General features: G+C 47.5%; 18 protein-coding genes. 11 read left to right on the top strand and 7 right to left on the bottom strand.

Going from position 1 to position 19687, the window contains the following annotated elements:
- Nucleotides 1-9: 9 nt before the first annotated feature.
- The 4 genes from HG547_RS09250 to HG547_RS09265 all read right to left on the bottom strand — a co-directional run bounded on the left by HG547_RS09250 (nt 10) and on the right by HG547_RS09265 (nt 3163).
- The gene (locus HG547_RS09250; protein ID WP_169547682.1) at nt 10-912 is read right to left on the bottom strand and encodes an FAD:protein FMN transferase; all 903 of its coding nucleotides are present in this window, start codon (nt 910-912) and stop codon (nt 10-12) included.
- Nucleotides 913-1048: 136 nt separating this feature from the next.
- Entirely contained in the window at nt 1049-2395 is a 1347-nt protein-coding gene (locus tag HG547_RS09255; protein ID WP_169547683.1) for a DUF3570 domain-containing protein, read from the bottom strand.
- A 75-nt stretch (nt 2396-2470) separates the two neighbouring features.
- Nucleotides 2471-2692 carry a DUF4266 domain-containing protein gene (locus tag HG547_RS09260; protein ID WP_037417959.1) on the bottom strand — a complete coding sequence of 74 codons (222 nt, stop codon included), beginning with the start codon at nt 2690-2692 and terminating at the stop codon, nt 2471-2473.
- Between the two features lie 3 nt (nt 2693-2695).
- Nucleotides 2696-3163, bottom strand: coding sequence for a TlpA disulfide reductase family protein (locus tag HG547_RS09265; RefSeq protein ID WP_169547684.1), 468 nt, complete (start codon nt 3161-3163; stop codon nt 2696-2698).
- 348 nt (nt 3164-3511) lie between these two features.
- Here HG547_RS09265 and hyaA point away from each other — a divergent pair, with 348 nt between their 5' ends.
- The 11 genes from hyaA to hypA all read left to right on the top strand — a co-directional run bounded on the left by hyaA (nt 3512) and on the right by hypA (nt 15861).
- Nucleotides 3512-4648 (top strand): nickel-dependent hydrogenase small subunit, encoded by a 1137-nt coding sequence (hyaA, locus tag HG547_RS09270; RefSeq protein WP_037427738.1) that lies wholly within the window; start codon nt 3512-3514, stop codon nt 4646-4648.
- A gap of 3 nt (nt 4649-4651) precedes the next feature.
- Nucleotides 4652-6355 carry a nickel-dependent hydrogenase large subunit gene (gene hyaB / locus HG547_RS09275; RefSeq protein ID WP_047539665.1) on the top strand — a complete coding sequence of 568 codons (1704 nt, stop codon included), beginning with the start codon at nt 4652-4654 and terminating at the stop codon, nt 6353-6355.
- 21 nt (nt 6356-6376) lie between these two features.
- Nucleotides 6377-7051 (top strand): Ni/Fe-hydrogenase, b-type cytochrome subunit, encoded by a 675-nt coding sequence (cybH, locus tag HG547_RS09280; protein WP_037417952.1) that lies wholly within the window; start codon nt 6377-6379, stop codon nt 7049-7051.
- Between the two features lie 7 nt (nt 7052-7058).
- On the top strand, nt 7059-7637 hold the full coding sequence (locus HG547_RS09285; protein ID WP_037417949.1) for a HyaD/HybD family hydrogenase maturation endopeptidase: 579 nt from the start codon (nt 7059-7061) through the stop codon (nt 7635-7637).
- Nucleotides 7618-9456, top strand: a complete 1839-nt coding sequence (locus HG547_RS09290) for a NiFe hydrogenase (protein ID WP_169547685.1) — start codon at nt 7618-7620, stop codon at nt 9454-9456. The genes HG547_RS09285 and HG547_RS09290 overlap by 20 nt, the downstream gene beginning before the upstream one ends.
- 132 nt (nt 9457-9588) lie before the next feature.
- Nucleotides 9589-12018, top strand: coding sequence for a carbamoyltransferase HypF (hypF, locus tag HG547_RS09295; RefSeq protein ID WP_169547746.1), 2430 nt, complete (start codon nt 9589-9591; stop codon nt 12016-12018).
- Between the two features lie 230 nt (nt 12019-12248).
- Nucleotides 12249-13046 carry a hydrogenase nickel incorporation protein HypB gene (gene hypB, locus HG547_RS09300; protein WP_169547686.1) on the top strand — a complete coding sequence of 266 codons (798 nt, stop codon included), beginning with the start codon at nt 12249-12251 and terminating at the stop codon, nt 13044-13046.
- Nucleotides 13046-13291, top strand: a complete 246-nt coding sequence (locus HG547_RS09305) for a HypC/HybG/HupF family hydrogenase formation chaperone (protein WP_037417941.1) — start codon at nt 13046-13048, stop codon at nt 13289-13291. The genes hypB and HG547_RS09305 overlap by 1 nt, the downstream gene beginning before the upstream one ends.
- 62 nt (nt 13292-13353) lie before the next feature.
- Entirely contained in the window at nt 13354-14493 is a 1140-nt protein-coding gene (hypD, locus tag HG547_RS09310; RefSeq protein ID WP_169547687.1) for a hydrogenase formation protein HypD, read from the top strand.
- A complete protein-coding gene (gene hypE / locus HG547_RS09315) occupies nt 14486-15505 on the top strand; it encodes a hydrogenase expression/formation protein HypE (RefSeq protein ID WP_055648371.1) in 1020 nt (339 codons plus the stop codon). Before hypD ends, hypE begins: the two co-directional genes overlap by 8 nt.
- A complete protein-coding gene (gene hypA, locus HG547_RS09320; protein WP_088585672.1) occupies nt 15505-15861 on the top strand; it encodes a hydrogenase maturation nickel metallochaperone HypA in 357 nt (118 codons plus the stop codon). Before hypE ends, hypA begins: the two co-directional genes overlap by 1 nt.
- 91 nt (nt 15862-15952) lie before the next feature.
- On the opposite strand, the gene lpxM is transcribed toward hypA, so the two are convergent.
- The 3 genes from lpxM to pheT all read right to left on the bottom strand — a co-directional run bounded on the left by lpxM (nt 15953) and on the right by pheT (nt 19674).
- Nucleotides 15953-16891 carry a lauroyl-Kdo(2)-lipid IV(A) myristoyltransferase gene (gene lpxM, locus HG547_RS09325; RefSeq protein ID WP_169547688.1) on the bottom strand — a complete coding sequence of 313 codons (939 nt, stop codon included), beginning with the start codon at nt 16889-16891 and terminating at the stop codon, nt 15953-15955.
- Nucleotides 16892-16986: 95 nt separating this feature from the next.
- On the bottom strand, nt 16987-17283 hold the full coding sequence (gene ihfA / locus HG547_RS09330; protein WP_011622581.1) for an integration host factor subunit alpha: 297 nt from the start codon (nt 17281-17283) through the stop codon (nt 16987-16989).
- Nucleotides 17284-17286: 3 nt separating this feature from the next.
- A complete protein-coding gene (pheT, locus tag HG547_RS09335) occupies nt 17287-19674 on the bottom strand; it encodes a phenylalanine--tRNA ligase subunit beta (protein ID WP_169547689.1) in 2388 nt (795 codons plus the stop codon).
- Nucleotides 19675-19687 lie beyond the last annotated feature (13 nt).

A 19687-nucleotide genomic window follows, 5' to 3' on the forward strand; every position in this document is an offset into this window, starting at 1 on the left:
GATGATGCCCTATCGAAAAAGACTAAACTGAACCGATTGCTCGGTTAAAAAGGCTTCTGCCTGCTCACCCTGCAACATTGCCATGGTGGCGAGCATTCCCGCGGTAACGCAATTGGGTCCAAGAACGGTCACCGACCGTGGCGCACCGCGTACAGGATATCCGGTTCGTGGATCAATGATATGCCCATAACGCCTGCCATCGACCTCAATAAAACGCCTTGTGTCACCACTCGTCGCTAAAGCACCTTGTGTAATAGCGAGCACTTTGGCTGCACAATCAAGGCGATGCGGATCTTCAATCCCCACCTGCCATGGGACTGAATGCGCTACAGGACAAGCAATATCACCGCCAAAATTCACTAATACCGAAATCTTAGGGTAGGATTCCGCCAGTTCATAGGCCACGCTGTCAACCGCGTATTCTTTTGCAATCCCCCCCACATCAAGTTGCATACCCGTGGGGATATTTAGCTCGTGTGAATTAAATTCAAGGCGTTCAAATCCCACGAAAGATCGCGCTGCGGCGATATCAGCCATTGTGGGCAGAGTGGCGTCCGGAGTAAAACGCCACACTTGCATCAATGGACAAGCAGAAATATCAAATAGCCCGCCACTAAGCTCAAAACATTGTTTTGCAAAGGATAAAAGTTGCCAGGTTTCTTCATCGATGGTCACTGGTTTGCCTTGAGCATGATTCAACTGCCACAGGTAATTACCTTCAATAAAACGGCTGTATTTTTGCTCGATGCGAGACGCCTCCCGAGCTGCCATATCGAGCATATCGTAGGCAATACTCTCATCATGACTGGCAATGAGTAACTCGCATGGGCTGGCCATTGCCCTAAATTCCCCCAAGAATCCCCAATCACGGCGCAGGAGTCGATATGGCGCACTTGGAGAAAATGATGGCATTTCGGGTTCCTTATGGTGGCGCTTAATGTGGCTTCACCAATGACAGGTTTAAATACAAGTCTTACATACAGGAACTGGGCAACTCAGTTGCCCAGTTCAAACCGTAATAACGTGAACTAATTAGCACAGTTTAGCTTTAAAAAGAATAACTAAACTGTGCAGTAATCGCCTTTTGAGTCGGGAACAGATCATAGTTTTGCAACTGACCAGGGAGCTCGGTGCCATTGTTTTTCGGATCTTGTTGATAGTATTCCAAGCGGTATGTCATCTCATGTCCGCCTGACAAACGGTGACCAAACTTAACCCCTACCGTATAGGCGCTCATATCCCCAATGCGGTAATCAGCACTAGCGAACTCAGGCAATGGTGACTCCGCCATCAAAAAAGGTTGATAGAAATTCACCGCAGCTTGTTGATAGTAACGAAGATGCAACTGACCATAAAAACTGCCACTGAAGTAATAACGATAATGGGTTTCTAAGGTGTGTGAGGTTAAATCCCAATCATCGGTAGTATAGCGATAGGAAAAATCGACCACTCCCGAATCGAGCGCGCCTTTAGTCATCATATAAAAACTGTGTTTTAAGCGTGAATCTGGACGATTCTCGTAGACGATATTCTCGGTCGTACCGTTATTGTCTACGACACTTAAGACTTTGTAGGGATCGGTTAAATAGCCACTGACACTCGATAAACCATAGTTTGCTTGCAATAACCAACGCTGATTAAGAATTTGAGTGATACCCAACATCAAATCAGCAGTTTGTTTATTATCGCTACTAGTTTGGCGAGTGGCATCAAATGCACTGCGATAAGCTTCATCGCTGGTAAAGTTATCGCGGATCGCCATCGTTGATAACGCTACAGGCCTGCCACCAACAGGGTCAACCACATCGAAGCTATATGAGGTGCCTAAAAACAGCGTAGTGTTGTCCTTATTAAAGCCACGCTCGACACCTGCATTAATCCCCATCGACATATAGTCGAATTCCTTAGAAGCATAAACACCGCCATTGACCTTCCAATCGGGATTCAGTACCTGCGACCAGTTCGCATTTGCCTGCACTCGAGTGTCGTGGAAAGTATCATCGAGCGGGGTTTCTCCCGCTGCTATGGTATATTGGCCATTGCCTGAAGGACGGGTAAAGGTTTGACTGTTACTTTGAGCAACTGCGCCCGATGCCGAGGCCCCCGTTAAGCTATCAACCACCAGCTTAAGGTCAAGTACACTGTCATCACCAAAGTTTTTCTGTGCCGTACCTATGGCTTCTATCGCTTGAACTCTGTCCTGTTCACCGTAATACATGAGTGCGGCATCAACTTTCCAGTCATCGATATTTTTCGCCAGCTCGGTTGCGTGACCATTGGACGCGAACAACCCACAACTGGCTAAGGCTAACGCGCTAGCGATCTGTTTTGTCTGCGGTTTTAGTTGCACAATTTGCGAGTCATTTTTGTCTAACTTATTGTTCTTATTTGTCATGGCTGACAACACCTTTATGTCACTGAAGCTTATTTAGACGAAAACCTAAGGTATTAACGATTATTAAATTAAGGTTTAGTTACAACCGCATCCACCACCAGCAAAAGCTCGGCCACCACTACTACCTTCTTTACTGAAGTAAATATGATCATCTAACGCCTGATCTAACTTTTCGCTATCAAGCGCCATATCACTACGCGCAAACTGCCCTCTTTCCCACGGCTCAACCCCTAAGCTTGAACAACCACTCACTCCTAGCATCACTAACGAGACAGCAACTAATGTGATTTTGCGCATAGATCACTCCTTCAAAAGATTCACCAGTTCTTGTTCATAATCGGCAATATTGTCTTGGTAAAAACCGACATGCTGATTTACTAACTTGCCTTGGCGATTAAAGATAAAACTGCTGGGCATACCCAATAAATCGAAGCTACGTGCGACATCGCCTTCAGGATTAAAGCGCACCGTAAATTGGGCTGGTACTTGCTTTAAAAATTCATCGGCAAGGGCTTTGTCGGTATCAAGGTTAATGGCTACCACCGCTAACCCTTGCTCTTGATACTTTTGCTGCATGGTATTCATCCAAGGAAAAGACTTACGGCAGGGTCCACACCAAGAGGCCCAAAAATCGACGTAAACGACTTTTCCTTTAAATTCATTCAGTGAAACAGTTTGATTTTGTGCATCAAAGACAAGGTGTTCAAGTGAAGGAGCGGCAAGTACGCTTGCACTAAATAATCCGAGGAACAACACGAGTTTTTTCATAGGCTATCCATTTATCACAATACAGTTCGAATTTATTAACTGAATCTTAAGGTTTGCTTAAACTTTAAAAGAATAAATAAAGTCTTTATGCCACATGGACATCTGAGCCATCAATTGGTTGGAAAGTGAGCTCTAACGGCAAAAATGTTAAAAGTGAGACATTTCGTCCCATTAGCAAAATCGAAATTAGATCTGAATCATGTTAATTTAATGTCAAAATCAGTTTAATCACATCTCTGAAAAATTCTTGATATGCATCAATAATTTTCTAGTGCCTAGCGCCTAAACTGCATGTGTCAATTATGTAAACCCTTAACAATTTACATTCCAACAACAAAAGGTTGACCCATGGACACACATGCAGCCCTCTATGAACAGGGAAAGGCGCGCTTAGATGCGTTGCGCCAATTAGCTCCCCGTCAACAGCAAACATTACTCGATAAATTACAACAACATGGCATCACACGCCGTGACTTCATGAAATGGAGTGCGATGGTAACGGGTATGCTCGCCCTACCACTCCCCTTTAGTAACTTAGTTGCAGAGGCCGCCGAATTAGCCGACCGTGTACCCTTAATTTGGTTACATATGGCTGAATGTACTGGTTGCTCCGAATCCTTAGTTCGTGCCGACACCCCCAATCTAGATTCGCTGATCTTCGATCATATCTCCTTGGAATATCACGAAACCTTGATGGCAGCTGCGGGTTGGCAAGCAGAGGAAAACCTCGAGCACGCCTTAGAAACCTACAAGGGTCGCTACCTGCTCGCGGTAGAAGGCGCGATACCGACCGCCAATAACGGCAGCTTCTTGACCGTGGGCTGTAAAGGCCATACAGGCTTAGAAATAATCAAACATGCCGCCGAAGGCGCCGCAGCGATTATCTCTGTGGGCACCTGTGCATCCTTCGGTGGTGTACAAGCCGCCTACCCTAACCCCACAGGGGCTAAGGGCGTGCACGAAGTTGTGAGCAAACCCGTGATTAACTTAGGCGGTTGCCCACCAAGTGAAAAGAACATTGTCGGTACTTTGATGTACTTCATCATGTTCGGCAAATTACCTGCACTGGATATGTTCAATCGTCCAAAATGGGCTTATGGCGCACGGGTACATGATAACTGTGAACGTCGTGGCCGTTTTGATGCCGGCGAGTTCGTTGAAGAATTTGGCGATCACGGTGCAAAAGAAGGCTACTGCCTCTATAAAGTGGGCTGTAAAGGACCTTATACCTATAACAACTGCCCCACTGAACGCTTCAATCACCATACCAGTTGGCCTGTGTTAGCTGGTCATGGTTGTATGGGCTGCTCGGAACCTAATTTCTGGGATGATATGGCTGACTTTGAGAAACCCCTTGGTCGTCAACTGCTCCATGGATTGGATGCAACCGCAGACACCGTCGGTGCGGTGATTTTAGGCGCGACTGTCGTCGGCATTGGAGCCCACGCTGTTGCCAGTATTTTTGCCAAGCCGCTGGAGGAATAACCCATGAGCAAGCGCGTTGTTATCGACCCTATCACCCGTATCGAGGGTCACTTACGTATCGAAGTTGAAGTTGATGAGAATAATGTCATCAACAAAGCATGGTCATCCTCCACACTTTGGCGCGGTATTGAAGTTATTCTCAAAGGCCGTACGCCTATGGACGTGGGCCTCATTGTGCAACGTATCTGTGGTGTATGTACTTATTCGCACTATCGCTGTGGTACCGAAGCGGTGGAAAATGCTTTAGGGATTCAAATTCCCTTGAATGCAAAGTATCTTCGCTCGCTGATGCAAACATCGCTCTATATGCATGACCATATAGTGCACTTCTATCATCTCCATGGCTTAGATTGGGTCGATGTGGTTTCAGCACTCAGTGCAGACCCCGCTAAAGCCGCCCAAGTCGCCCTCAAATATACCGATAAGCCTATCGCCGCTGGCGAAGGTGAATTAAGGGCTGTGCAAGAGCGCGTAAAAGGCTTTGTCGAAACCGGAAAACTTGGTCCATTCGCCAACGCTTATTGGGGTAATGGCACCTATAAGTTTACCCCTGAACAAAACCTGATTGCTCTATCTCACTATCTTAAAGCCCTCGAAGTACAAAGAGTTGCCGCCGAAATGCTTGCAATATTCGGCGGTAAACAGCCACATCCTCAATCATTAGTTGTCGGTGGAGTTACTTCTGTACGCGATATGTTGAGCCCTGCACGTCTGCAAGAATGGAAGCAAAAACACGCAATCGTAACAGACTTTATCCTGCGTGCTTATCAAGCCGATATCGTGATGGCAGCCGAAGCCTTTGGTACTGAGCCTAGCGTGCTAGGCGGCGTCAATATTAAAAACTTCATGGCTACCAATGATTTCGTGCTCGCTAATGGTGAATATTTGTTCGACCAAGGCGTGATTATGAATGGCGATTTAGCGGGTGTGAGTGATATTAACCCTGATCTCATCGCCGAGGACGTCAGCCACGCTTGGTACAATGCTGATGCGCCGCAACATCCGTATGATGGCACCACCATTCCAAACTATACCGGCTTTGTTGAGCGGGATACGGTTTACGGCAAACTGCCAACCTTAGATGGTGATGGTAAATACTCTTGGGTGAAATCACCTCGTTATCAAGGTGAACCTGTCGAAGTGGGCCCACTGTCTTGTTTATTAGTCAGTTATGCCCGTGGCAATAAAGTGGTGGTCGATGCCGTCAATGCGCTGCTTGCACGCACAGGTCTCCCAGTAGAAGCACTCTTCACTACCCTAGGCCGTACGGCTGCGCGGATGCTGCAAACCGTGATCGTCGCGCAGGAAGGCCTGAAAACCTTCGATGCCTTGTTAACAAACATTCAGTCAGATGAAACCACCTATGTGAAACCCCATATCGATCCAAGTAAAGAGTATGTGGGTCACGCCATGATTGAAGCGCCCCGCGGCATGCTAAGCCACTGGATCCGAATCAAAAATGGTGTCATTGAGAACTATCAAGCCGTGGTGCCTACTACCTGGAACGCAGGTCCCGTGGATGCTAATGGCAAGATAGGCCCCTATGAAGCCTCACTGATTGGTTTGAAACTGGAAGATCCCACTAAACCCCTTGAGGTGATACGTATTATTCACTCATTTGACCCTTGCATGGCGTGTTCTGTACACGTGATGGATTTTAAAGGTCAGGCATTGAGCGAGTTCCGTGTCAGCCCCAATGGTCAATAACAACGAGGGAGGGAACGCAACATGAACCATTCTGAAACCCGCATTCGGACACTGGTTTTTAGTCCTGCGATACGGATTTTCCACTGGTTACGGGCACTGACGATTTTAGTGCTGGTGATCACCGGATTCTATATTGCTTGGCCGTTTCTTGTGGCGCCCGAAAGTACGGATGTATTAGTACAAGGTTGGATCCGTTTTGCCCATTTGATCTGCGGTTTTATCTTAACCGCAGTTACCTTGGCCCGCTTCTACTTGTATTTTTTCAGTCGTAGCGATATCGAGCGACGCTCGTTTCGTGATGTGATGAGCATTAAGAGCTGGATTACCCAACTAAAATCTTACATTTGGATGGGACATTTACATAAAGCTGGCGTTTACGGGCCACTGCAATTTGTGACCTATGTAGCAATCTCCTTTGTTGCGCTTGTGATATGTATTACTGGTCTCGTACTGTATGCCAATGTCTACCATGAAGGTTTAGGTGGCATGCTTTGGAGCAGTGCAGCTTGGATCACCGCACAAATGGGTGGGCTGGCACAGGTGAGAATTTGGCACCACTACCTCACTTGGGCATTCGTTATCTTTGTGGTTATCCACGTCTATATGGCGGTTTGGTCAGGGATACGCTTCAAACATAACTCAGTTGACTCAATTGTCTCTGGTTACGACTACCCGAAACCAGACTCACACCACTAGGAGTCCAATGAAGATATTGCTACTGGGTATTGGCAATGTCCTGTACGCCGATGAAGGCATCGGCGTACATTTTGTCAATTACATCACTGAGAATTATCAGTTTACGCACGAGTCCCATCAGCTCGAGATGCTCGATGGCGGCACTTTAGCCCAGGGACTCATTCCGATTATTTGCCAATACGATTATTTGATCGTGGTCGATACTGTCAATGCCAATGGCGTCGAAGCGGGTGAGGTCTATTTCTTCGACTTTGATAAAGCCCCGCAGGAAATTGACTGGCAAGGCAGCGCCCATGAAGTCGAAATGCTACAAACCCTAAACATGATGGAAATGGTTGGCGACAGGCCAAAAACCTTTGTATTAGGTGTTACTCCAACCGTGCTTGAACCTATGACTCTCGGCCTCACCCCCAAAGTTGCATCCGCAGTTCCTTTGATGGAGCGCACCCTGTTATCCCACTTAGCCTCCCTTGGATTCACTGCGACACGCATTGCCGATCATAGTATCGACTCGCTGATCCCCGACTCCTATAAACGTGGTGTCACTCTTGGTGAAAATATAGAAGATGAAAAACATCAGATTTGATTTTACCTGCTCACGTCAGGTGCCCTTATATGCGCATTTATGTAATCAATACCTAAATTATGATGCGCTGAATATTAGCATTGGTTGCGACAACCACAATGATTTTGGTCCACAAACCTATTTTATTGAAGCCCAAGGTGAACAAGCGCCGCTAGAGCAATTGGCCGATGCGATTGCGGCTGACTTTTTAATGTCTGTTTGGTTGGTTGACTCAGGCATTAAAGTTATCGATGAGCCACAAGGCCAGCGTACCTTATTGGAGACTCATGATCCCCAAATGGATAAATCGGTTGCCGCTTTTTGCCAGCAATGTTATCCCCTGTTTGGCGATAATCAAGCGGCGCAATTTGGTGCCATTGATTTAACCTGTTCCTGTTGCCACGGTGAAACCCGCTTAACTCCTGCCCAAAAAGCCCTCACGCTAACCGATCTTAAAGCCATGGCTGAGCAGTTAATAACCCAAGGATCATTAGCGTTAAGCTGTGAAGGTATAGCGTTAAGCTTAGAACCGTTTGCTCGCGATGCCAGCAGACCACAACTGCTGATCTGTAATCCAAACACCTTAAATGCGCATTTTTGCTTAAAAGATCATCAAGTCGTTGCGCTATCCAGCATTGAAAAACCGCTTATTTGCGCAAGACCCATTCAAGATCACCAAAAACTGTTCGCGCCGCTATACGATATTTGTTTTGGCTATAGTCGCGTGGTAGCGGTTCTTAGCGAAATTTTGCGGCAAAAAGGAATTGATTGGGTTTATCTTCAAGGTCAGCACCATAGGCCCAAATTAGCTTGGGTTGATGGCGCATGGGCCCAGTTGTCCCACCAAGATGGAGATAATGCTAATAACATCAGCAAACATTTCAATGCGCCGGAGCCGTTAAGGGAAGACATTCGCTTTCTCGGTTTTAAAGCACAATGGCAAGCGCATAAAAAAACACGCTCGCACCAAGGCACGCTTAGCGTACAAGTCTTATCCTCAGTAGAGAGTGAGACGAATTACGAAGGTGATCAAGAAGATCATACGATTACCGATGCAGCGCTCTTTGCTGCACTGCTAAATGGTAAATTTACCAGCCATAAGCAAGCCAAAAATGCGGCGGTGATTTACTTAAGCCATGATCATCCGAGCCAAATTGTCACCTGCGATAATAAAGGCGACACTTCACTGTTTTTTGCCCTACCTGAGCTGCCCGATAATGGATATGATATTTTCCACAGGCTCGACAGCAGCCCGCAAAAAGCGGTGGCGCAGAAGTTTAAAAGTCAGTTTCCTGATGACTACTTGAAACTGCTCAGCCTAAAACTCCACGGCAGACGCGATAATCTTCAGAGCCTATGGGCTATTGCCGCGATATTGATTGGTTTGAATCCGCAGGAAGAAACCCAGTCACAAGACTATTTGAGCGATGCTCTCATGGCGGCAGCCATGCGTTATCAGGGAGCGAATGCACCGCGCATCGATTACCCTCTCACCAAAGGCGAAGCCCATCGAAGCCTTAATTGGTGCAAAACCCTTGGCACACTACTGAGCTTTAGAGTGGCTGGCCACAGCGACCCAAGCCAACTGGCTTTTGCGATGCAGGACTCCCTCGCCGATTACCTTGCTAATTGGCTTGAGCATATAGACTTAAATATTGGAGTACAGACAATTGCTTTAGCGGGTAATGAGTTAGCTAACGAAACCCTCTGTAAACGCATGAGTTTACGCTTAGGTAAAAACTTCCCGTTACTGGTCAATCGTAGTCTCGACTTAGAGGGAGATAACCTTGCTGTAGGTGCGCTGTATGTTAAGCAGCGGCAATTAAACACCCTTGGATAAAAACTTAACATTCGTGTTTGCCCCAGAGATATCGCAACATTAGAGGATAGATTGTTATCTTCTAATGTTGCGAACAAACCTAAAAGAAGACTGAAATTGAAACAAGCAGCCTCATCCGCTAACCAACAGGATATGATTGAACGTCGCCAACTGCATATCACTGGCATAGTACAAGGCGTGGGCTTTCGGCCTTTTGTCTACCGCTGGGCAACCGATTTGCAACTCACTGGCACAGTACTCAATAATGCCAAGGGCGTGATGATAGAACTGCAAGGACCGAGCGCAAAACTGGATATTTTTATCCAAGAGTTAGCAACTAACCCGCCACCACTGGCACGTATCGACCATATAACCCATGGACAGCTAGCGGTAAAATTAGCGGAGACACACTTCGAGATTGTTCAAAGCGATAGCCAAAGTGATGAAACAAAAGACCCTAGCTTAGCAGCACTCGTTGCCGTGTCGGCCGACAAAAGTACCTGCCAGGATTGCCTAGGCGATATGCGCAATCCACAGGATCGCCACTTTGGCTATGCCTTTACTAATTGCACCAATTGCGGCCCAAGATACACGATTATCAATGCCTTACCCTATGATCGCCATCATACCGCCATGGCAGATTTCGCTATGTGCCCCGATTGCGCCAAGGCCTATCAAGATCCTTTAAATCGCAGGTACCACGCTCAGCCCGTCAGTTGCCCAAAATGTGGCCCACGCCTGAGTTTAAAAACACCTCAGGGTGAGCTAATCGCATTGACGCCCTTGCTCCACTCGCAAAACAACAGCATGGCGGTATTGGCCGCTGCGGCCAATAAGCTTGCACAAGGACACATCCTCGCCATTAAAGGGCTCGGCGGATTCCACTTGATGTGTGACGCGAGAAACAGCTTCGCAGTGAGTCAACTACGGCAGCGAAAACAGCGTAAGGCGAAGCCGCTGGCGGTAATGATGCCGAGTATTGAAATGGCAAAACAGTACGTTACGGGCACGGAGGCGGAGTGGCAAACCTTAAGCTCGCCGGAACGGCCCATCGTATTGATGCAAGCGTTGGATGAGCATGACCTTAGCCCCGAAATCGCACCCAATATCCCCAAGCTGGGTGTATTTTTACCTTATACGCCACTGCATCACTTACTGCTTAGCCAATTTAATGGCCCGCTAGTGGCCACCAGCGCCAATGTGTCGGGCGAGCCCATTATCACCGATTGCGATGCGCTTATCAGCCAACTTGGGCATGTGGTGGATGCCATCGTCGATCATAACCGACCAATACTCAACGGCTGTGATGACAGTGTTGTGCAACTTATTCAACAGCCAAATGGCAATACGCCGCAGGTGCAAGTGCTGCGTCTAGCGCGGGGTTATGCGCCATTAAGTTTTCCATTAACAGCGCCACTAACACGCTCAATCCTCGCCGTGGGAGCACAGCAAAAAAATGCTATCGCTTTCGGATTTGGTGCAAATGTGTTTTTAAGTCCGCATATTGGCGATCTTTTTAGTGTCAGTGCCGAGCAGTATTTCGAGCTCACCTTAGGCACCTTCGCCCGCCTGTATCATTTCAGTCACGAGCTGATTGTCCATGATAAGCACCCAGACTACGCACCATCGCGCTGGGCAGAAGCGCAGCAACAGAAAAGCCTTGATACACAGAGTGGAGCCTATCGTTCAATCCAAACCTTAAGCGTGCAACATCACCATGCCCACGTGCTTAGCGTCATGGCCATCAATCAATACCAAGATCCGGTATTAGGCTTTAGTTTTGACGGTACCGGTCTTGGCGATGATGGCAGTCTCTGGGGCGGTGAAGTGTTATTGACCTTGTTAGACAAAGCTGAGCGCTTAGCCCATTTTGAAGCCATCTCCCTACTGGGCGGTGAGCAAGCAATAAAACAGCCTGTGCGATTATTACTGGCACTGCTGTTTGAACAAATGAGTTTAGCGGCGGTACAAACCTTAGAGTTACCGATCCTAAAAAGCCTGACCCCCTTAACGTTAAGCAATTTGCACCGGATCTGGCAAAGTGGCAATACGATTAAAAGCTCATCAGTTGGCCGATTATTTGATGCTCTCGCCTGCGCCTTAGGATTGATTGACACCACACAATTTGAAGGCCAAGCGGGCATGCTGATAGAAGCCGCAGCAAGACGCGCCGATAAACAACATCTACCGCCACTTATCCTCGATTTACCGCTGAGTTCATCAGAGGATGACCCGCAACAAGTGCAAGTTTGGTGTAGTAGCCAACTGTTTAAACAGCTTATCGTGCACATCACTGAGGCGCCACTTTCCTCCCACAGGCAAAGCATTATCGCCCGCGCGTTTTTGCATAGTCTTGGAGATGCTATTTGTAGTTATGCTGCGCGCTATCCATCACTGCCCATTGCGCTATGTGGCGGAGTATTTCAAAACCAATATTTGCTCGAATATTGCCTCAGTAAACTTCATCTCCAAGGCAATACCGTGCTCCCCAACAAACATATCCCCGTTAACGATGGCGGTATCGCCCTTGGCCAGCTTTGGTATGGAATTCATCAAGAGGCAATTGATAAAAACCACCAATAAACCGCTGCTATGACATATCTGCGTAGAGCTTGATATGCGCCGTGACCAAATGGCCAAAATCTGATTGATCAGGGTCAAAACGACCTAATAACCTGACGAACATCAAAGATTCCTTTAAGGATTTGTATCACACTTAACATTAGCGTAATCAAATTAACCCTATTCGATAGCATCACCATATTGTTTGGACAACAGCTCAAATCTGTGACGAGAACAAGGAGAATGACAAGATGTGTAAAGACTGCGGCTGCTCTCTACCCCGCCACTCTGCGATTCAACAAGGGCATGATCACCATACAGGTCATTCCCACGAACACAGACATAAACATCAGGAATTGCATACCAATCCTCAGCTTAACGATAAAAAAACCTTGTCGGTGATCCATAAAATTCTCGATAAAAATGATGTAGAAGCTGCCCACAACCGTGCCCATTTCGAGGCTCACCATATTACCGCCTTCAATCTAATGAGTAGCCCAGGTAGCGGCAAAACGACCTTGCTTGAGCACTTAAAAGAGTACACAAAACTTAATTACGCCGTTATTGAAGGCGATTTAGAGACCTCCCGTGATGCTGACCGTTTAATCGCAAAGGGCATTACAGCCCATCAAATTCAAACTGGCAGTGCATGCCACCTAGACGCCTTTATGGTGCATGGTGCTTTGCATCACTTGCCGCTGGAAGGGTTAGATATTTGCTTTGTGGAAAACGTGGGCAACCTCGTCTGCCCCGCCAGTTATGATGTGGGCACCCATAAAAATATCGTGCTGCTCTCCGTTCCCGAAGGCGATGATAAGATTGAAAAATATCCAGTAATGTTCCGCCGTGCTGACCTGGTTCTGATCACAAAATGTGACCTATTACCCTACTTCGATTTCAGTGTCGACGAGGCCAAAGCCCAGCTTAAAAAACTCAATCCGGACACTCAAATACTCGAAGTCTCAATTAAAAATGGCGATTCCATGCATGCCGTCGCCGCTTGGCTAAATGAAAATCTGCGCCGAAACACTGTGGGAGAGCCACAATAATGTGCCTATCAATCCCCTCACAAGTGGTAGCAGTTGATAACGAGCGCCAATCTGTAACCGTCGATACCTTAGGCGTAAGACGCGATGTCAGCAGCCATCTTATGACTGAACCCTTGGCTATTGGTGATTATGTGCTCATTCATATCGGTTTTGTGATGAATAAAATTGATCGCAATGATGCTCTGCAAAGCCTTGAATTATATCAAGAGATAGTCGCAAAACTTGAAAATGAAACCACGCATTAAGCAACAGCCGCAGTTGTAAACGATCACAAACCACAGACGATACACTGCGACAAGGATTGAACATGCTTGAATTAAAACAACTTTATCAAGGCTTTCGCGATCCCCAAACCATTGCCTCGCTTGCAAAGGATATTGCCCAGGTCGCTCACTCACTCGATCAACAAATCAACATTATGGAAGTGTGTGGCGGCCATACCCACACCATAATGAAATACGGCTTACTGGATTTGCTGCCGGATAACATTGAGTTTATCCACGGCCCCGGTTGCCCTGTATGCATTATGCCTAAAGAGCGGATCGATCAAGCCGCAGTGCTTGCCCAGCAGGAAGATGTGATATTAGTGACGCTAGGCGATATGATCCGCGTCCCCGGCTCCCAAGGGTCACTTGCCAGTTTCAGAGCCAAAGGCTGTGATATTCGGCCTATCTATGATCCTTTAGACACGCTCAAAATTGCCCGTGATAATCCAAATAAAACCGTGGTGTTTTTCGCCATTGGATTTGAAACTTCCACCCCAATGACGGCAATATTGTTGCAACTGGCCGAGCAGGAAAAGCTGGCGAATTTGTTTTTTCATATCAACCATGTATTAGTCCCACCCGCAATTGATGCCGTGATGCACGATCCTAATGCGAGGGTCAATGCCTTTATTGGCCCAGCACACGTCAGTGTGATCAGTGGCGCCAAAATCTATCGCCCAGCCGTAGAGCAATACGGCACACCGGTAGTGGTCTCTGGTTTTGAGCCCGTGGATGTTATGGAGTCTATCCTGCGTATCGTGTGTCAAAAGGCCGCAGGCAAGGCAGAACTCGATATCCAATACAGCCGCGCTGTATCTGAGCAAGGTAATCTTGCCGCACAGGCAAAAGTTGAACAGTTTTTCCAGATCAGACCGCAATTTCGTTGGCGCGGGCTTGGACCAATCCCCAACTCGGCGCTGCAATTAAGGGATGAATACGCCCACAGGGACGCAGAGCTGCGCTTTAAAGACAGATTGCCCGTCAAAGAAATTGATGATCATAAGGCTTGCCAGTGCGGCGATATTCTACGTGGACTCGCCAAACCGAAGGACTGCAAAGTCTTTGGCCGCGGTTGCAATCCCGAAACCCCTCTCGGTAGCTGCATGGTCAGCTCCGAAGGCGCTTGTAATGCTTATTACCGCTATCAAGGCATCGATAGCAAGGAGCAACATCATGGCTGATGTATCAACCAAAGAGAAAGCGATTCAACTCAGCCACGGTGGTGGCGGTAAAGAGATGAATAAACTCATCCGCGATCTGTTTTTTGCCGAATTCGATAACCCGATTTTGCGTAGCGAAGAAGACGCCGCAAAACTTGAACTACAGGGTGCGACAGCCTTTACGACAGACTCTTTCACTGTATCTCCGTTGTTTTTTGCCGGTGGTGATATCGGTAAGCTGGCGATTGCTGGCACTGTTAACGATCTCGCCATGATGGGTGCTGAGCCTCAATATTTAAGCTGTAGCGTGATCATCGAAGAAGGTTTTTCGCTCAAAGACTTAACCACAATTGTACGCAGTATGGCCAAAGAGCTGAAACAAAGTGGGGCTAGAATTGTTTGTGGCGACACCAAAGTAGTACCTAAGGGCTGCGCCGATGGCTTATTTATCAATACTTCAGGCGTTGGGCGTATTTTACGTCCGAATATCTCGGCGGCCAATGTCGCGCCCGGCGATGCGATTATTGTCTCCCGTGATGTCGGCTGCCATGGCGCGGCTATTTTGATGGCGCGTGAGGGTCTTACCCTCGAGTCCACGCTACAAAGCGATTGTGCCACGCTCTGGCCAGTCGTAGAGCAATTGATCGCTGCTAATATTCCACTGCATGCTATGCGCGATGCAACCCGCGGCGGGCTCTCTGCCGTATTAAATGAATGGGCCGTTGCCGCCAATGTCGGCATCACAGTCAATGAGGCGAGCATACCAGTTTGTGATGAGGTCAAAGGCTTATGTGAACTCTATGGCTTTGAGCCAATGGATTTAGCCAATGAAGGCACCTTTATCTTGGCCGTTCCCAACGATATCGCCCTTGGTGCGTTGGAAATTATGCAACGTTTTGGTCACTGCGAAAGCGCGGCAATTATTGGCACTGTCAGCGACGAACTTCCAGGAAAAGTGATCTTAAGAACGCCATGGAATACCAAACGTTACTTAGACTTGCCTCAAGGTGAACTGCTACCAAGGATTTGTTAATGCACGAGTATTCTATAGTAAGCGCCTTAATTGAACAGTGCGAACAACATGCGCGGGCAAATCAAGCAACTAAAATTACTCGGGTAGCAATCAAACTCGGCGTAATGAGCGGTGTCGAACCCACCCTACTTCAAACGGCGTTTGAGACCTTTAAACTCGATGGGATCTGCCGCGAAGCCGAGCTTTGCATGACACTACAGCCACTGGTGATCAAATGTGCAGATTGCCAACAAGAGTCGGTGCTCGGTGAGCGTTCAATCGTGTGCCCCGCCTGTAACAGTTATCATACGCGGGTATTAGAGGGTGAAGATATGCTGCTGATGCAGCTCGAAATGGAGCAAGCAGAGGATATTTAATCGATTATAAGCACGGCTTCAGTGATAAAAATGGCTTTAAGTCTACACACTTAAAGCCATTATTATTCGGGTTTACAATAAGCAATAACGCTTACTGATAAATTGAGGCTTGCCCTTCAGGGCGAGTCTTTAGCAATCTTAGGAACCACATATACTGCTCTGGATAAGCGAGTATCACTTGCTCAACCGCTTTATTCAGTGCTAACGCCTCGTTTTCCTTACCGACCATGTCTTCGGCGGCAATGGGGGGCATCACAGTTAAATCAAACTGGCGTGAAGCTTGGTTATAACCAATTTTCACCGGCAGCACTTGGGCATTTCCCGCCTGAGCCAATCGGCCAACCACGGGTAATGTCGCTTTGACTGTGCCTAAAAACGGGGTAAATACACTCTGATCTGGGCCTAAATCCTCATCGGGCAGGTAGAAAAAGCTATTGTTCTGCTTAAGCTCTGCTAATAAGGCGCGAATTCCGGCCTCTCGCATATAAACGTGGCCACCACAACTGCTACGTACCCGATTATTAAACCAGTTAAATAACGCGTTTTTATGGGCCTTTGCCATAGTGACCATGGGCAAGTCGAGGTTTAACCTCAGCCCAGCATAATCAATAGGCCACACATGGGGCATGATAAATATCACCGGCTGCCCTACTGCTTGCGCCGCTTGTACATGCTCAAAGCCCATCAAATTCACACGGCGGCGTAAATGCGCCTTAGATCGTACCAACAGCTCACCTTGCGATAACAGCACTAATACGAAGTTCTGCACGTTGTCATCAATTAAGGCTTCTATTTCTGCGGCGGATTTTTCAGGGAAACACGCCTTTAAGTTCGCCCTGGCAATACTTATCGGCTTTTTCGCAATAGGCGCCACCAGTTTGGCCAAGGTTCTAGCAATAGGATCACGCAGCCACGCGGGCATGATCCCAAAAATCACTAATAGACCGATCGCCAACCAAGTAACCCAATATTTAGGGTGCAATAACGCCAGTTGAAAACGTCGGTCAAAATGTTTGGGCTGTCTTGACAAAGAAATCACCTCAGACAGTAGAAAAGCCATTCACCATAAAAAGAAAATAGTAAAGCCACTCACGAAGGAGTGGCTTTACTGTCGAACATCTAAAATTACTTGCCCGCGTTAGAAGCTTCTACGCGAGTTTTCAGTTTCTGGCCGGGACGGAAGGTCACGACACGGCGAGCGGAAATCGGGATATCCTCGCCTGTTTTTGGGTTCCTTCCCGGTCTTTGATTCTTATCCCTAAGGTCAAAGTTGCCAAAGCCAGATAACTTGACCTGCTCACCACTTTCAAGTGCGCCTCGAATTTCTTCAAAGAACGACTCAACCATCTCTTTGGCTACACGCTTGTTTATACCGAGTGTTTCAAAAAGATGTTCTGCCATTTCGGCTTTGGTAAGTGCCATACTTTAATCCCTCAACGATGCGTTGAACTCGGTCTTCAGGGCAGAAACAACTGAATCTACAGTTTCAGCGATCTCTTTTTCCTCAAGTGTACGAGTAGTGTCTTGTAATGTAAGTGCTATCGCCAAGCTCTTCTTGCCGGGCTCAACACCTTTACCTAAGTATACATCGAACAAGTTTATGCCAACCAACTGATTTTCGCCAACTTTTCTTATCAATTTCATTACATCGCCTGCAGATACACTTTCATCTACGACTACTGCGATGTCACGACGATTAGCCGGGAACTTAGATACAGCTTGGGCTAGCGGTAAACTGGTATGCAATAAAGCATCCAATTCCAACTCAAAAACGATGGTTTTACCATTGAGTCCAAAAGGCTTCTCCAAACTAGGATGGATAGCACCTATATGACCGATCACTCGATCATTTCTCAATATTTCAGCACATTGCCCTGGATGAAGAGCAGAATGCGTCGCTACTCTAAAGCTAAATTCTGATGCGGAAACTGTCAAGCCGATAATTGCTTCTAAATCACCTTTAAGGTCGAAAAAATCAACGGTTTTCGATTCCATTGACCAATGTTCGTCATTTTGAAGCCCTGTAATGACGCAACCGAGCATTGCTTGCTGTCTTACACCGGATTCTGCATGAATATCAGGAACAAAGCGCAGGCCAGTTTCAAAAAGTCTCACGCGACCCTGTTGACGACTTTGGTTGTAGCCAACCGCAGTCAATAATCCAGTGAACATCGACAACCGCATGGCCGACATTTCGTTAGAAATCGGGTTCGGTAACACCATGGCTTGCTCACCTGGGTGAACCAGATTTTGCAGCTTAGGATCGACGAAACTGTAAGTCACAGCTTCTTGGAAACCACGGGCCACTAACAGCGAACGTACGCGCTTGAGGCTTAAGTCGGTTTCTTTATGGTCTGACATCCGCAGTGACGCCACGGGCGCAACGTTTGGAATGTTGTTGTAACCGTAGATACGGGCCACTTCTTCGATTAAGTCTTCCTCAATCGCCATATCGAAGCGGTAAGTGGCGGTCGTAACCTGCCAGCACCCCTCACCTGCGACTACGCTAAAACCTAAACGCTCGAGGATTTCAACCACGTCGCTATCGGGAACATGGTGACCGAGAATTTTATCTAACTTGCTGCGACGCAATAAGATTTGCACAGGTTTTGGTAAGTCAGCGTCAGATTTGGCTTCAACCACAGGGCCCGCTTCACCGCCACAAATATCCAGTACTAAGCGAGTCGCACGGTCCATGACTTTGTGTTGCATCTCTGGGTCAACACCACGCTCGAAGCGGTGTGATGAATCGGTATGCAAACCTAAACGGCGTGATTTACCCATAATCGCTAACGGCGCGAAGAACGCACATTCAAGCAGTATGTCTTGGGTAGTGTCGCTCACACCCGAATATTCACCGCCAAACACGCCAGCAAGCGCTAATGGACGCGCATCGTCGGCAATCACTAGAGTGTCGTTTGGAATAGTCACTTCGCTGCCATCGAGCAGGGTGATTTTCTCTTCGCCATTACCTAAACGCACTTGGATGTCGCCAGTCAGTTTGGCAAGGTCGAAGGCGTGCATAGGTTGACCGAATTCAACCAACACAAAGTTAGTGATATCGACGATAGGATCGATTGAGCGGATACCACTGCGACGCAGTTTTTCCTGCATCCATAATGGCGTAGCCGCTTTCACGTTCACATTCTTCACCACACGACCTAAGTAGCGTGGGCAAGCTGCGGTTTCCTTCACATTGATAGCCACTTTGGCATCAATCGTTGGCGTCACGGTTTGCCATTGTGGCTCGGTTACCGCTTGACGGTTTAACACGCCAACTTCACGGGCCAAACCTACCATGCCTAAGCAATCGGCACGGTTAGCGGTTAAATCCACTTCAATCACAGCATCATCAAGCTGGAGATACTCACGTAAATCCGTGCCTAATGGCGCATCTAATGGCAGTTCGATAATGCCATCGCTATCGATATCAATACCCAGCTCGCTGTATGAACACAGCATGCCTTCTGAAGGCATACCACGCAGCTTAGCCTTCTTAATTTTAAAATCGCCTGGCAGTACGGCACCGACCATTGCTACGGCCACTTTTAAGCCTTGACGGCAGTTTGGTGCGCCACAGACGATATCGATAAGCTCGCCACTGCCGACACTGACTTTAGTCACGCGCAGTTTGTCTGCATCTGGGTGCTGGCCACATTCGACCACTTCACCAACCACAACGCCGTTAAACTCGGCAGCCACGGCATCAACACCATCGACTTCGAGTCCAGCCATAGTGATCTGGTGGGATAATGCTTCACGGCTAACGGCAGGATTGACCCACTCACGAAGCCAAGATTCGCTAAATTTCATGCTATACAGCTCC

This window comes from Shewanella sp. DNRA4, from assembly GCF_012843185.1.
GTDB classification, from domain to species: Bacteria; Pseudomonadota; Gammaproteobacteria; order Enterobacterales; family Shewanellaceae; genus Shewanella; species Shewanella xiamenensis.